This window comes from Streptomyces sp. NPDC045287, assembly GCF_056432325.1.
On record NZ_JBWKJG010000035.1, the window covers coordinates 19,417 to 32,409 of the forward strand.

At 73.0% G+C, this 12,993-nt stretch carries 13 protein-coding genes; 5 read left to right on the forward strand and 8 right to left on the reverse strand.

From position 1 onward, the window contains the following. Positions 1–233: 233 nt before the first annotated feature. The 5 genes from AC07D6_RS32600 to AC07D6_RS32620 form a co-directional block, all read right to left on the reverse strand. Positions 234–1,373, reverse strand: coding sequence for an aspartate-semialdehyde dehydrogenase (locus tag AC07D6_RS32600; protein WP_479050421.1), 1,140 nt, complete (start codon positions 1,371–1,373; stop codon positions 234–236). Between the two features lie 21 nt (positions 1,374–1,394). Further along, positions 1,395–2,666: an aspartate kinase gene (locus AC07D6_RS32605; protein WP_479050423.1), complete on the reverse strand. Its 1,272-nt coding sequence runs from the start codon at positions 2,664–2,666 to the stop codon at positions 1,395–1,397. A gap of 221 nt (positions 2,667–2,887) precedes the next feature. Then, the gene (locus tag AC07D6_RS32610; protein WP_479050425.1) at positions 2,888–3,547 is read right to left on the reverse strand and encodes a DUF5063 domain-containing protein; all 660 of its coding nucleotides are present in this window, start codon (positions 3,545–3,547) and stop codon (positions 2,888–2,890) included. Beyond that, positions 3,540–4,139, reverse strand: coding sequence for a recombination mediator RecR (recR, locus tag AC07D6_RS32615; RefSeq protein WP_010470411.1), 600 nt, complete (start codon positions 4,137–4,139; stop codon positions 3,540–3,542). Before recR ends, AC07D6_RS32610 begins: the two co-directional genes overlap by 8 nt. Positions 4,140–4,270: 131 nt before the next feature. Beyond that, the gene (locus AC07D6_RS32620) at positions 4,271–4,606 is read right to left on the reverse strand and encodes a YbaB/EbfC family nucleoid-associated protein (protein WP_479050428.1); all 336 of its coding nucleotides are present in this window, start codon (positions 4,604–4,606) and stop codon (positions 4,271–4,273) included. A 337-nt stretch (positions 4,607–4,943) separates the two neighbouring features. On the opposite strand from AC07D6_RS32620, the gene AC07D6_RS32625 reads away from it, so the two are divergent. Beyond that, complete coding sequence (locus tag AC07D6_RS32625) at positions 4,944–5,657, forward strand: SLATT domain-containing protein (RefSeq protein ID WP_315877588.1); 714 nt, start codon at positions 4,944–4,946, stop codon at positions 5,655–5,657. Positions 5,658–5,691: 34 nt separating this feature from the next. Here the strand turns inward: AC07D6_RS32625 and AC07D6_RS32630 are convergent, their stop codons facing one another. The 3 genes from AC07D6_RS32630 to AC07D6_RS32640 all read right to left on the reverse strand — a co-directional run bounded on the left by AC07D6_RS32630 (position 5,692) and on the right by AC07D6_RS32640 (position 8,666). Further along, positions 5,692–6,342, reverse strand: coding sequence for a hypothetical protein (locus AC07D6_RS32630; protein WP_315877589.1), 651 nt, complete (start codon positions 6,340–6,342; stop codon positions 5,692–5,694). Between the two features lie 114 nt (positions 6,343–6,456). Next, positions 6,457–7,170, reverse strand: a complete 714-nt coding sequence (locus tag AC07D6_RS32635; RefSeq protein WP_479050430.1) for a GntR family transcriptional regulator — start codon at positions 7,168–7,170, stop codon at positions 6,457–6,459. A gap of 125 nt (positions 7,171–7,295) precedes the next feature. Further along, positions 7,296–8,666 (reverse strand): aminotransferase class III-fold pyridoxal phosphate-dependent enzyme, encoded by a 1,371-nt coding sequence (locus tag AC07D6_RS32640; protein WP_479050432.1) that lies wholly within the window; start codon positions 8,664–8,666, stop codon positions 7,296–7,298. A 185-nt stretch (positions 8,667–8,851) separates the two neighbouring features. On the opposite strand from AC07D6_RS32640, the gene AC07D6_RS32645 reads away from it, so the two are divergent. The 4 genes from AC07D6_RS32645 to AC07D6_RS32660 all read left to right on the forward strand — a co-directional run bounded on the left by AC07D6_RS32645 (position 8,852) and on the right by AC07D6_RS32660 (position 12,902). After that, positions 8,852–9,478, forward strand: a complete 627-nt coding sequence (locus AC07D6_RS32645) for a DJ-1/PfpI family protein (protein WP_479050434.1) — start codon at positions 8,852–8,854, stop codon at positions 9,476–9,478. Between the two features lie 749 nt (positions 9,479–10,227). Then, complete coding sequence (locus tag AC07D6_RS32650) at positions 10,228–11,073, forward strand: putative protein N(5)-glutamine methyltransferase (protein ID WP_479050443.1); 846 nt, start codon at positions 10,228–10,230, stop codon at positions 11,071–11,073. A gap of 289 nt (positions 11,074–11,362) precedes the next feature. Continuing rightward, positions 11,363–12,532 (forward strand): helix-turn-helix domain-containing protein, encoded by a 1,170-nt coding sequence (locus tag AC07D6_RS32655; protein WP_479050436.1) that lies wholly within the window; start codon positions 11,363–11,365, stop codon positions 12,530–12,532. A gap of 145 nt (positions 12,533–12,677) precedes the next feature. Further along, complete coding sequence (locus tag AC07D6_RS32660) at positions 12,678–12,902, forward strand: hypothetical protein (RefSeq protein ID WP_479050438.1); 225 nt, start codon at positions 12,678–12,680, stop codon at positions 12,900–12,902. Positions 12,903–12,993 lie beyond the last annotated feature (91 nt).

Below are 12,993 nucleotides of genomic sequence, written 5' to 3' on the forward strand. Positions count from 1 at the left end.
CGTTCGCCCTCATGCGTATCCGCTCTCCCGATTGCCCCGTTCGTGCGGCAGCACCTGGGGCGACCGCGGAGACGCTCTCCGCCGGCCACCGGTTGCGGCAGGGGGGCGGGAGCATCGTCGAACATGCCATCGCCCCAGTTCAAGCGGCACCGGCCGAAGACTTTCACACAGGGCGTTCACAGATCCTACAAAGGTGTGGCGCCACGTCCACCGGGTATCGCCGCTCGGCCCGGTCAGGAAGGCGTCCCGCCCGCGGCGACCGGTCCGGTGGCCGGTCCGGCCGCGGGTCCCGGGGCCGGTTCAGCGGCGGATCCGGCGGCGAGTTCGGCGGCGACGGATTCCGCGATCTGGGCGGTGTTGAGCGCGGCGCCCTTGCGGAGGTTGTCGCCGCACGCGAAGAACTCCAGGGCCCGCTCGTCGTCGAGGTCGCGGCGGACCCGGCCGACCCACGTCGGGTCGGTGCCGACGACGTCGGCGGGGGTGGGGAAGTCGCCCGCGTCCGGGTCGTCGTACAGGACGACGCCGGGCGAGGCGGCGAGGATCTCATGGGCGCGCGCCACGGTCACGGGCCGCTCGAAGCGGGCGTGCACGGCGACGGAGTGAGTGGTCACGACGGGGACGCGCACGCAGGTCGCGGCGACCCGCAGCGCGGGCAGGCCGAGGACCTTGCGGGTCTCGGCGCGGACGCGCAGTTCCTCGGAGGACCAGCCGCCGTCCTGGGGGGTGCCGGACCAGGGCACGACGTTGAGGGCGAGGGGCGCGGCGAAGGGCCCCGTCCCGTCCTCGCCGAGCGCCCGGCGCACGTCCCCGGGGGTCGCGCCCAGCTCCGTACCGGCGACGGCCGCGAGCTGGCCGCGCAGCGCGGCGACCCCGGCCCGCCCGGCGCCGGACGCGGCCTGGTACGCGGAGACGACCAGCCCCTCCAGGCCGAACTCGGCGTGGAGCGCCCCGACGACGACGATCAACGCGAGCGTGGTGCAGCCGGGGCTGGCGACGATGCCGCGCGGGCGGACCCGGGCGGCGTGCGGGTTGACCTCGGGGACGACGAGCGGCACGTCCGGGTCCTCACGGAACGCGGGCGAGGCGTCGACGACGACGGCGCCCTGCGCGGCGGCGATCGGCGCCCACCGGGCGGCGACCTCCTCCGGTACCAGGAACACCGCGACGTCGACGCCCCGGAGCGTGTCCTCGTCGAGGGCGAGGACCTCGGTCCACGCCCCGCGCACGGCCAGCTTGCGGCCGGCCGAGCGCGGGGAGGCGAGCAGGCGTATCTCGCCCCAGACGTCGGCGTGCTGCGACAGGATCTGGAGCATGACGGCGCCGGCGGCCCCGGTCGCGCCGACGACCGCGAGCGCCGGCTTCCGGCTCGTCACGGGATCAGGGCGTCCCGGCCGTCAGCGGCCCGTGCCGCCGTAGACGACCGCCTCGGCGGAGTCGCTGTCCAGGCCGAAGGCGGTGTGGACGGCGCGGACGGCCTCGTTGACGTCGTCGGCGCGGGTGACGACCGAGATGCGGATCTCGGAGGTGGAGATCAGCTCGATGTTCACCCCGGCGTTGGACAGCGCCTCGAAGAACGACGCGGTGACACCGGGGTTGGTCTTCATGCCCGCGCCGACGAGGGAGATCTTGCCGATCTGGTCGTCGTAGCGGAGGGACTCGAAGCCGATGGACCCCTTCTGCTTCTCCAGGGCGTCGATGGCCTTGCGGCCCTCGGTCTTGGGCAGCGTGAAGGAGATGTCCGTCAGGCCGGTGGCCGCGGCGGAGACGTTCTGCACGACCATGTCGATGTTGACCTCGGCGTCCGCGATGGTGCGGAAGATGGCGGCGGCCTCGCCCGGCTTGTCGGGCACGCCGACGACGGTGATCTTCGCCTCGGAGGTGTCGTGGGCGACACCGGAGATGATGGCCTGCTCCACCTTGCGGTCCCCTTGCGGTTCGTTGCTGACCCACGTGCCCTGGAGCCCCGAGAAGGAGGAGCGGACGTGGATCGGGATGTTGTATCGGCGTGCGTACTCGACGCAGCGGTGCAGGAGCACCTTGGAGCCGGAGCTGGCGAGCTCCAGCATGTCCTCGAAGGAGATCCAGTCGATCTTCCGGGCCTTCTTCACGACCCGCGGGTCGGCGGTGAAGACGCCGTCGACGTCCGTGTAGATCTCGCAGACCTCGGCGTCCAGCGCCGCGGCGAGGGCCACGGCGGTCGTGTCGGAGCCGCCCCGGCCGAGGGTAGTGATGTCCTTCTTGTCCTGGGACACGCCCTGGAAGCCGGCGACGATGGCGATGTTGCCCTCGTCCAGCGCGGTGCGGATGCGGCCCGGCGTGACATCGATGATGCGCGCTTTGTTGTGGACCGAGTCGGTGATGACGCCTGCCTGGCTGCCCGTGAACGACTGGGCCTCGTGGCCCAGGTTTTTGATCGCCATGGCCAGCAGGGCCATGGAGATTCGCTCTCCGGCGGTCAGCAGCATGTCGAACTCACGCCCGGCAGGCATCGGGGATACCTGCTCGGCGAGATCGATCAGCTCGTCCGTCGTGTCGCCCATCGCGGAAACGACGACGACCACCTGGTGGCCGTTCTTCTTCGCTTCGACGATTCGCTTGGCGACGCGCTTGATGCCCTCAGCATCGGCAACGGAGGAGCCTCCGTACTTCTGCACGACAAGGCCCACGTGCGCTCCTCGCTCGGTCCGTTTGCGGTCGGCTCAGTCTAACGAGCGACCGGGAAACGCCCCTGAGATGTCACATCCTGAGATGTCCCGCTCATTACATGATCAGCCCGGGGGCGTCACCCGGTCACGCGGGGACACTGCCCATCGCCACCGCGCCCACGCCGAATGTGTCCCGTCTCACATGGTGGAACCGGGGCGGGCGCGGGGTGGCCGGAGCCGGGTCACTTGCGGGAGCGGAGGCCCAGCGGGGCGGCGATCTCCTGGAGCATCACGCGGCCCGCCTCCTCCGCCAGTGCCTCGTCCGCCACGTCCTCGTCCGTGTCCAGCCCGTCCAGCGCCTCCAGCGGCTGGTCCAGCCGGACGTGGGAGACCAGGGACTGGAGCGCCCGCAGGGTCGCGGAGGCCGTGGGCCCCCAGTTGGAGAAGTACGAGAACTGCCACCACCACAGCGCCTCGGTCGTCCGTCCCGCCCGGTAGTGGGCCAGTCCGTGCCGCAGGTCCATGACGATGTCGGCCAGGCTGTCGGAGATCCGGCACGGCACCGGCGCCCTGCGCGGCTCGTACGGGTCGAAGACCTCCGAGAAGACGTCCACCGGGTCCAACAGCGCGGCGAACCGTTCCCGCAGGTCGTCGACGTCCATGTCGGGACCCGTGTCCGGTTCGTACCGCTCCTCGGGGACGATGTCCTCGTGCGCCCCCAGCCTGCCGCCGGCCAGCAGGAGCTGGGAGACCTCCAACAGCAGGAAGGGGACCGCGCTGTCGGGCTCGTCCCCCTTGGCCACCTCCGTGGTGGCCACGATGAAGGACTCGATGGAGTCGGCGATCTGGACCGCGAAGCTGTCGGGGTCCAGCGCATGGGCGTGGAGCGTGGCGTCAGACATCGAGGAGTCGTCTCCCTTCGAACGCGCGACCGAGCGTGACCTCGTCGGCGTATTCCAGGTCTCCGCCAACGGGCAGCCCGCTGGCGAGGCGCGTGACCTTCAGGCCCATGGGCTTGACCATCCGCGCCAGGTACGTCGCGGTGGCCTCCCCCTCCAGGTTGGGGTCGGTCGCCAGGATCAGCTCGGTGACCGTGCCGTCCGCGAGGCGGGCCAGCAGTTCCCTGATCCGCAGGTCGTCGGGGCCCACGCCCTCGATCGGGCTGATCGCGCCGCCGAGCACGTGGTACCGCCCCCGGAACTCGCGCGTCCGCTCGATGGCGACGACGTCCTTGGGCTCCTCGACCACGCAGACGACCGCGTCGTCCCGGCGCGGGTCGCGGCAGATGCCGCACCGCTCCTCCTGGGCGACGTTCCCGCAGACCGCGCAGAACCGGACCTTCTCCTTCACCTCCAGCAGCGCGTGCGCCAGCCGACGGACGTCCGTCGGCTCCGCCTGGAGGACGTGGAAGGCGATCCGCTGCGCGCTCTTGGGACCGACGCCGGGCAGCCTGCCCAATTCGTCGATGAGGTCCTGGACCACGCCTTCGTACAACGGAACGCCTCTCCGGGAGTGCAGTCTTGGTGGTTACGGTAATTGCTGCGGGGTGCGCCGCAGAAGACTCGGCGTGAACCCGCCGCGTCAGCCGGGTGAGCGGCCGGCGCCCGCCGGGTCGGCCCGCCGGGTCAGAACGGGAGGCCCGGCATGCCGCCCAGCCCCTGGGTGAGCGGGCCGAGCTTCTGCTGCTGGAGCTGGTGCGCGTTCTCGTTCGCCGCCTGCACGGCCGCGACGACCAGGTCCGCGAGCGTCTCCGTGTCCTCCGGGTCGACCGCCTTCGGGTCGATGACCAGGCTCCGCAGCTCGCCCGACCCGGTGACCGTGGCCTTCACCAGGCCGCCGCCCGCCTGGCCGTCGACCTCCGTGCGGGCCAGCTCCTCCTGCGCCCGGGCGAGGTCCTGCTGCATCTTCTGGGCCTGCTGGAGGAGCTGCTGCATGTTGGGCTGGCCACCACCGGGGATCACGGTCACTCCTGCGCGTCGACGATTCTTCGGTCACCGCCGAGCCTACGTGGTCCCCGCGCGACGCGCCCCACGCACACCTATCCGCTCTTTCGGGTGAACGATGGGCGCGCCGCCTACCTGATCACGGCCCTCTTCCGTGCGGAAAAGGCGTGATTCCGTCGCCGGGGGCCGCCATTCGGAGGTAGGAAGGGCTCCGCACGACCCGCACCCGACGATCCGCACCCACGGCCCACGCCCGCCGACCGGCCGGCCGGCCCCACACCACCTCACACCACCTCACACACCCCACGTCACCGTACGTCACGCAGAGTAACGCAGAGCGCAGAGGAGTGCCCCGGTGAGCCAGCCGGAGATGCAGCCCGGGGGGCCCGCCCGGGGGGAGGACCTGACGGGACGGACGTTCCCGCTCGGCGACTGGGGCGAGCCGGCCGAGCGGTTGCACGAGCTGTACCGGTGGGTCGAGGCGAACGCCCTGCGGACCGCCGACTGGTACCTCGTCGACCGGGTGTGGAAGCGCCTCGGCGCCCGCGTCCTGCGGACCGGTACGGCGCTGGGCGGCGTCCTGGGCGCCGCGCTGCCGCTGCTGGACCTGACGGGCGCCCTGGACGGCGCGGCCGGCTGGGGCTACCTGTCGCTGCTGCTCGGCGCGGCGTGCCTGGCGTGCGACCGGTACTTCGGGGTGACGTCCGGCTGGATGCGGGACGTGGCGACGGCGCAGGCGGTGCAGCGGCGTCTCCTGGCCCTGCAGTTCGACTGGGCGTCGGAGAGCGTCCGGGAGGTGCTGGGCCCCGCGGAGGGCACGGCCGCCGAGGCGGCGGAGCGCTGCCTGGGGGTGCTGCGGCGGTTCTCGGAGGACGTGTCGGAGCTGGTGCGGGCGGAGACGGTGGACTGGATGGTGGAGTTCCGGGCGGGCCCGGCGCCGCTGGTCACGCAGTCCCTGAGCCCCGCGCCCGCGCGCCCCGGGGCGACGGCCGGGACGGGCGGCCGCTTCCCGCTGCCCCCGGCGACCCGTCCGAACATGCCCCGCCAGCGTCCCCCGGAGCCCCGCTGAGCGGCCCCGGGCCCCGCCGGGCGGCGGGCCCCCCTCAACTGAAGATGATCATTGAGCCCTGGCCCAGGCTCCGGGTGGCCGCCGCGTGCAGGCCCAGCCAGACGTGCCGCTCGCGGGCGAAGGGGTTGTCGTCGTACGGGACGGGTGCCGCCGGCTCCTCCAGCGACGTCGGGTGGCTGGGCGGCTCGGGCGCGGCCGGCGGGTTGGCCGGGTCGATGCCGATGGCCGGGGCGACGTACTCCAGTTCCCGCAGCAGCCCCTGGGCGGAGCCGAGCGGGCCGCCCCCGGCGAGCAGCTCCTCGGTGGAGAGCGGCGCGGGGAAGTCCACCGGCACGTAGGCGCCGGCGTGGTCGTAGTGCCAGACGAGGTGGGAGCGCTGGGCGGTCGGCTCGAACATCTCCAGCAGTTGCTCGTAGTCCCCGCCGAGTTCGTCGACGGGGGTCACGGCGAGGCCGCAGACCTGGAGCAGGTACGCGCGGCGCAGGAAGTGCAGGGCGTCGTAGTCGAACCCGGCGACCGGCGCCACGTCGCCCGACAGGCCCGGCATGTACGCGAAGACGGGCACGGTCGGCAGCCCCGACTCGGTCAACGCCCGGTCGTACGCGGCGATCTCCTCGGCGAAGGGGTTGTCGGGGCTGTGGCACAGCACGTCGACCAGGGGGACCAGCCACAGGTCACAGGCCAAGGTGGGCTCGCTCTCGGATCGGGGGCGTCTGCCGCGGTGTCGGCACAGGGTAGTCCCGCGCCGGGGCGCCGGGTCACAGTGATACCCGGCGGTGCGACCGCCGAAGCGCCGCCCTCACGCGGGAGGCCCCGGGGCCGTCCGGGGCGCGGGGAGGCGTTCCAGGTGGTCGGCCCAGTTCAGGGAGTGGGTGCGGTACGCGCGCAGGACGGCGACGACCTGCCGCGCCGAGCCCGCCGCGACGGCCTCCACCAGTTCCTCGTGCCCGTTCCACAGCCAGTCCCGCACCCGCCGGTCGCCCCGCAGGTAGGGCACGGCGAACACCCACGCCTGGATGCGCAGCCGGTGCAGGAAGTCGGCGATGTAGTGGTTGGCGACGAGCCCGCCCAGCTCCCGCCAGAACCGCACGTCGTAGCCGATCAGGATGTCGAGGTCGCCGGCGCGCGCGGCCCGCGCGGCCGCCTCGGCCCGCCGCCGCACGGAGGTGAGCGCCTCGCCCGGCACGCAGGCGCGCCCCGCCCCGCGGCCCGTGTGGTGGCGCAGGACGCCGTCGACGATCAGGGAGCGGGCCTCGATCATGCCCCGGTAGTCGTCGACGGTGAACTGGTGGACGCGGAAGCCCTTGTGCTGGTCGGAGTCGAGCAGTCCCTGCGCCGTCAGGTCGACCAGCGCCTCCCGCACGGGGGTCGCGGACACGCCGTACTGCTCCGCGATCTGCTTGACCGTGAACTCCCGGCCCGGCTGGAGACGCCCCGCGAGCACCTCGTCACGCAGCGCGTCCGCGATCTGCTGGCGCAGAGTACTGCGGGTCACAGGTCCGCTCACGGGCATGGGCAGGTCCCCTCCGTCCGGTTTCGGACACCTTAAGCCAGTCGGAGGGGGTCACCCGTAGGGGTCGAGCGGGCGGCGGGTCACACGGGCGGGTCACCCGGCGGGCCCGCGCCGGTCACGCCGGGTCACACCGTGTGCTCGTCCGCCACGGAGAGCGCCGCGTCGAGTGCCGCGAGGCCCTCCTTCGCCTCCGCGTCGGTGAGGTTGCACGCCGGGACGACGTGGGTGCGGTTCATGTTGACGAAGGGCCACAGCCCGCGCTCCCGGCAGGCGGCGGTGAAGGCCGCCATCGGGGCGTTGGCCCCGCCCGTCGCCCCGTACGGCACGAGCGGTTCGCGCGTCTCCCGGTTCCGTACGAGCTCCAGCGCCCAGAAGGCGCCCAGGCCCCGCACCTCGCCCACCGACGGGTGTCGTTCGGCGAGCTCGCGCAGGCCCGGCCCGAGGATCTCGGCACCCAGCCGGTCGGCCGCCTCCACGACGCGCTCCTCCGCCATGACCCGGATGGTCGCGACGGCGGCGGCGCAGGCCAGCGGGTGGCCGGAGTAGGTGAGGCCGCCCGGGTAGGGGCGCCGGTCGAAGGTCGCGGCGATCTCGGCGGAGATCGCGACGCCGCCCAGCGGGACGTACCCGGAGTTGACGCCCTTGGCGAAGGTGAGCAGGTCGGGCACCACGTCGTGGTGTTCGGCGGCGAACCAGCGGCCCGTCCGCCCGAAGCCCGCCATGACCTCGTCCAGGACGAGGACGATGCCGTACCGGTCGCACAGTTCGCGCACGCCCCGCAGGTAGCCGGGGGGCGGCGGCATGATCCCGGCGGTGCCGGGGACGGTCTCCAGGACGATCGCCGCGACCGTGTCGGGGCCCTCGAAGACGAGGGTGTCCTCCAGGTGGGTGAGGGCCCGCTCGCACTCCTGCGCCTCGTTCTCGGAGTGGAAGGGCGAGCGGTAGGGGAACGGCCCCCAGAAGTGGACCACCCCGGCGGCGCCCGTGTCGGAGGGCCAGCGGCGCGGGTCGCCGGTCAGGTGGATCGCCGTCGAGGTGGCGCCGTGGTACGAGCGGTAGGCGCTGAGCACCTTGTGGCGGCCGGTGTGCAGCCGGGCCATGCGGACGGCGTTCTCGACGGCCTCGGCGCCGCCGTTGGTGAAGAAGACCTTGTCGAGGTCGCCGGGGGTGCGTTCCGCGATGAGCCGCGCCGCCTCCGCCCGTACGTCGACGGCGAAGCCGGGCGCGAAGGTGGCGAGCCGGGCCGCCTGCTCCTGGATCGCGGCGACGACCTTCGGGTGCTGGTAGCCGATGTTGGTGAAGACGAGGCCGCTGGTGAAGTCGAGGTAGCGGTTGCCGTCGTGGTCCCAGAAGTACGCGCCCTCGGCGCCGGCGACGGCCGGCGGGTCGATGAGCGCCTGGGCGGACCAGGAGTGGAAGACGTGCGCGCGGTCGGCGGCCTTGACGGCGGCGCCGACCCGCGGGTCGGGTGCGGGGCGGGGCGTCTGAGCGGTCATGGGGCGAGGGTAAAAGCGCTCGCGGCGCCGGGACATGGCCAGGTTGTATGGCGGTGGGCGCCCGGCTCGGCAAGGTGTCCGGTCGCCCGCCCCGGATCGGCGGCGCGCCGCCTTTCCGGCAGGGAGCCGCCGGGAAGACGGCGGCGTGACACGACGGGCACCGGCGCAGCGTCCAGGAGGCCGCCATGACCAGCACCACCGCACCCCGCAAGACCGTTCACCTCGCCGTCTACGACACGTTCGCCGACTGGGAGACCGGCCACGCGACGGCCTGGTTGGCCCGTGGCGGGTACGAGGTCCGCACGGTCGGCCCGACGACCGGCCCCGTCACCACGATCGGCGGCCTGCGGATCATCCCCGACCTGGCCCTGGCCGACCTGCGCCCCGAGGACAGCGCACTGCTGATCCTGACCGGCGCCGACCTGTGGGACGAGACCGACGACCTGGCGCCGTTCGCGGCGGAGGCCCGCGCGTTCCTCGACGCGGGCGTGCCGGTCGCGGCGATCTGCGGCGCGACCGCCGGGCTGGCCCGCGCGGGGCTGCTCGACGACCGCCCCCACACCAGCTCCGCCCCCGCCTACCTGGCGGGGACCGGGTACGCGGGCGGCGGGCGTTACGTCGAGGCGGACGCGGTGACGGCCGGGGACCTGATCACCGCCGGGTCGACGGAGCCGGTGGCGTTCGCGCGCGAGGTGCTGGGCCGGTTGGGCGTGTTCGAGGGCGAGCGCCTCGACGCCTGGTACCGGCTGTTCCACCACTCGGACCCGGCCGCGTACGAGTTGCTGAACGCCGAGGAGCCGGCGGACGCGTGAGCGGGCGCGCCGACCGCGCCGGGTACCGCCCCGAGCGGGAGCCGCCGCCCCGGGCCGCCGGGGGCTTCCGCCTGGACGGCCGGTGGGGCCGGCGGCCACCTGGTGGGGCCCGGTGGGGTCGGGTGCGGCCCGGTGGGACCGGGTGCGGTCTGCCGGGGTCGGGTGCGGCTCGGTAGGACCGGGTGCGGTCCGGTGGGGCCCGGTGGGGCCGGGTGCGGTCCGCCGCTTCGGACCGCTGGGCGTGTTCCGCCTGGACGGCCGGTTGGGCCGGCGGCCACCCGGTGGGGCCCGGTGGGGCCGGGTGCGGTCCGCCGCTTCGGACCGCCTGGGCGTGTTCTGCCTGGACGGCCGGTTCCCCGCCGCCTGCGAGGAGCCGGGCCGCCCGGCCGGGCCGGCGGCCGACCGGTGGCGGGGCCGGGCACGGTCCCTCGCGGGCCGGAGCGTTCGTCACGTGCCCCGGGCGCGGCCACCGGGCGGGAACACCCCGTCAGGTAGGGTGCCCGGGACGTCACCAGGACGCACGAGGACCGAGGAGGTGGGACCCATCAACGCCAGGCAAGGCTGGGTGCTCCCCTCCGAGGGCGGTACGGCGATCACGCCGCGGCCGTGACGAAACCGCCGGGAGCACACCGCGTACGCGGCCCCCGAAAGGCTTCCCCGTGTCCACGACCCCCGCATCGTCCACACCTCCCGCATCATCCGCATCCTCCGCACCGGGCACCCCGAACGTCCCGGCCGCCCCGAACGCCCTGACCACCCCGCCGTCCGCCGCCCCTCCGGCGCCCGGCGGCACCACTCCCCCGCTCACCCCGTCCGGTGTCGTCGGCGCCCTCCGCGCCGCCGGGTGCGTCTTCGCCGAGGACGAGGCGGAACTGCTGCTCGCCGCCGCCCGCACCCCCACCGAGCTGGCCGCCATGGTGGCGCGCCGCGCCGCCGGGCACCCGCTCGAACACGTCGTCGGCTGGGCGGAGTTCGGCGGCCTGCGGGTCACCGTCGACGACGGCGTGTTCGTCCCGCGCCGCCGCACCGAGTTCCTCGTCGAGCGGGCCGCCGCGCTCGCCCCGCGCGGCACCCGGCCGGTCGTCGTCGACCTGTGCTGCGGTACGGGCGCGCTGGGCGCGGCCCTCGTCACCGCCCTGGGCGGCGCCGCCGACCTGCACGCCGCCGACATCGACCCGGCGGCCGTGCGCTGCGCCCGCCGCAACGTCACGCCCCTCGGGGGCCACGTCCACCACGGCGACCTGTACGACGCCCTGCCGCCAAGCCTGCGGGGCCGCGTCGACGTGCTGCTGGCCAACGTCCCGTACGTCCCGACCGGCGAGGTCGCCCTCCTCCCCCAGGAGGCCCGCCTCCACGAGGCCCGCGTCGCCCTCGACGGCGGCGCGGACGGGCTGGACGTACTGCGCCGGGTCGCGGCGGAGGCGGCACGCTGGCTGGCCCCAGGGGGCGTCCTGCTGTTCGAGACGAGCGAGCGCCAGTCCGCCGAGGCGGTCCGCGTCCTCGCCTCCCGCGGCCTGACCCCGCGCGTGGAGACCGACGACGAGCGGTACGCGACGGTCGTGACGGGCACGGCCCCTTCGGCACACCCCGGCTGAGCCCGTCCACCACCCCGTCGGACTCCGAAGATCCTGTGGTCGCAAGGACCTCGTCCGCCTTCCACCTCCCGTCCGGCGGCCGGACACCACCGGACGGGAAACACCACCGACCGATCGACCGCCCCGCCCAACCGCTCCGGGACGCCCAGCCGGTGCGCCGCCTTCACCCGGACCGCCTTGGCGAAGAGCCGACCGGCCGGGAGGAGTGGGGCGTCAGCTTGCCGCGCGCCGTCACCGAGCCGGTTGTCGACGACTGATGAAACACCGCCGCGGGCCTTACTCTCGAAGCATGAGCACCGTCGGGGACCGGCTCCGCGAAGTGCGGAAGCGCCGGGGTCTGTCACAGCGAGAGCTGGCTACGAGTAGTGGGGTTTCCCTGTCCCTTGTGCGAAAGCTGGAGCAAGGCACGGTGGACAACACCCGATTGGAAACGGTCCACAAGCTGGCCCGGGTGCTTCGGGTGCCCACCAGCAAGCTGATGGACCGCTCGGCGGCGGAACCAAGCGACGCGGCGGCTGGAGACGGCTGGGCTGCTGTACGCCAGGCCCTGGTCGGCCGGCCGGATGATCTGGATGAGCCACCCACGGTAGACGGCGTGGCCCAGGTGCTCGACTCTGCGCTGCCATTGTTCAGAGCGGAACGATTCACGGAGCTGGGTACCGTCCTTCCACGCCTGCTGCGGGACACGGAGACCTTGGCGGACTTGGAGGAGAGTGGCCGGACCCTACGCGTCCAGCTTCTCCAACTCACCGGATGGCTGCTCACCCAAACTCGCCATCTGGACGCGGCGGAAATGGCGCTCGATATGGCCCTGGACGCGTCAGCCGACCGCCTTCAAGGCGGCGCGACGGCTAACGCACAATGTTGGGTGTTGCTCCTGCGCGGTCAGCTAGCGGAGGCCAGGGAACTGGCGATCCGCTGGGCGGACGACGTGGAGCCGAAGATGTCCCGCGCGACGGCGGACGAGCTGTGCGTGTGGGGGATGCTTCTTCTGCGGGTGTCGGCGGCGGCTGTGCGAGACAACCGGGCGGGAGAAGCCAAGGATTCCTTGCGGCTAGCTCACGGGGCGGCCGTAGTCCTAGGACGAGAGCATCGACCTCGGGAAGATCTACTCCGAACGTTCGGACCCACCACCGTGGCTTTGAAGCGCACGGAAAATGCGATGATCTCCGACCGCCCGGACGTGGTGCTGAAACTGGCCGACAAGATCCCCATGGTGGGCATCCCGCCCACCCCTTCCAACCACAATCGCCACCGCTTGGACGTGGCCAAGGCATACGCCCAAACTCGACAGTACGCGGAGGCGGTGAGGGAGTTGACGAGCATTTGGCACACCTCACCGGAGTGGTTACCGCACCAACGGTACGCTCGTGAAATTCTCTCGATCGTCATAGAACATCGACGCACCCTGACACCGGAGATGCGGGTCCTGGCCGACGTATTGCGGCTGCCCCTGTAACTCACTGTTGTCACTTCTATCTAACGCCCTCTCAAAGTGACATTGAGAGGGCGTCTTCCTGTCCTTAACGTGGTTCTCATCACACCGAACCGCAAGGGACAGGTAAGACCCGATGACGAACGGAACAGCTGAAACTGTGATCCCGGTGCGTGCGCCGGACGCCGGGGGAGCCGGCGCCCGGCGTGCCCACCAGGACACCACGGAGGCGTACACGGAGTTGATGGCGGCCCTGCGGGGCGTGGGTGTGCACATGCCCGCGCTCTGCCCGGCGGAGCCGCCGCCTGCCGGGAAGCACGCGAGGCACCTGGGGACCGTGTCCATCCCGGCGGCCCGCGAGCTGACCCGGACCCTGAAGGCGGTCCGCCCGTGACGACCACCGTGACGTTCAAGAACGGGGACCTGGTCAAGGACCTCACACGCGGCGCGTTCGGTACGGTCCGGCGCCGGGAGATGGGCGTTTT

Excerpts from the sequence above, each read along its gene's own strand:
- AC07D6_RS32610 (WP_479050425.1), bottom strand. The coding sequence starts at position 3,547 with ATGTCTGACGCCACGCTCCACGCCCATGCGCTGGACCCCGACAGCTTC.
- AC07D6_RS32635 (WP_479050430.1), bottom strand. The coding sequence starts at position 7,170 with ATGCCCGTGAGCGGACCTGTGACCCGCAGTACTCTGCGCCAGCAGATC.
- AC07D6_RS32640 (WP_479050432.1), bottom strand. The coding sequence starts at position 8,666 with ATGACCGCTCAGACGCCCCGCCCCGCACCCGACCCGCGGGTCGGCGCC.
- AC07D6_RS32645 (WP_479050434.1), top strand. The coding sequence starts at position 8,852 with ATGACCAGCACCACCGCACCCCGCAAGACCGTTCACCTCGCCGTCTAC.
- AC07D6_RS32655 (WP_479050436.1), top strand. The coding sequence starts at position 11,363 with ATGAGCACCGTCGGGGACCGGCTCCGCGAAGTGCGGAAGCGCCGGGGT.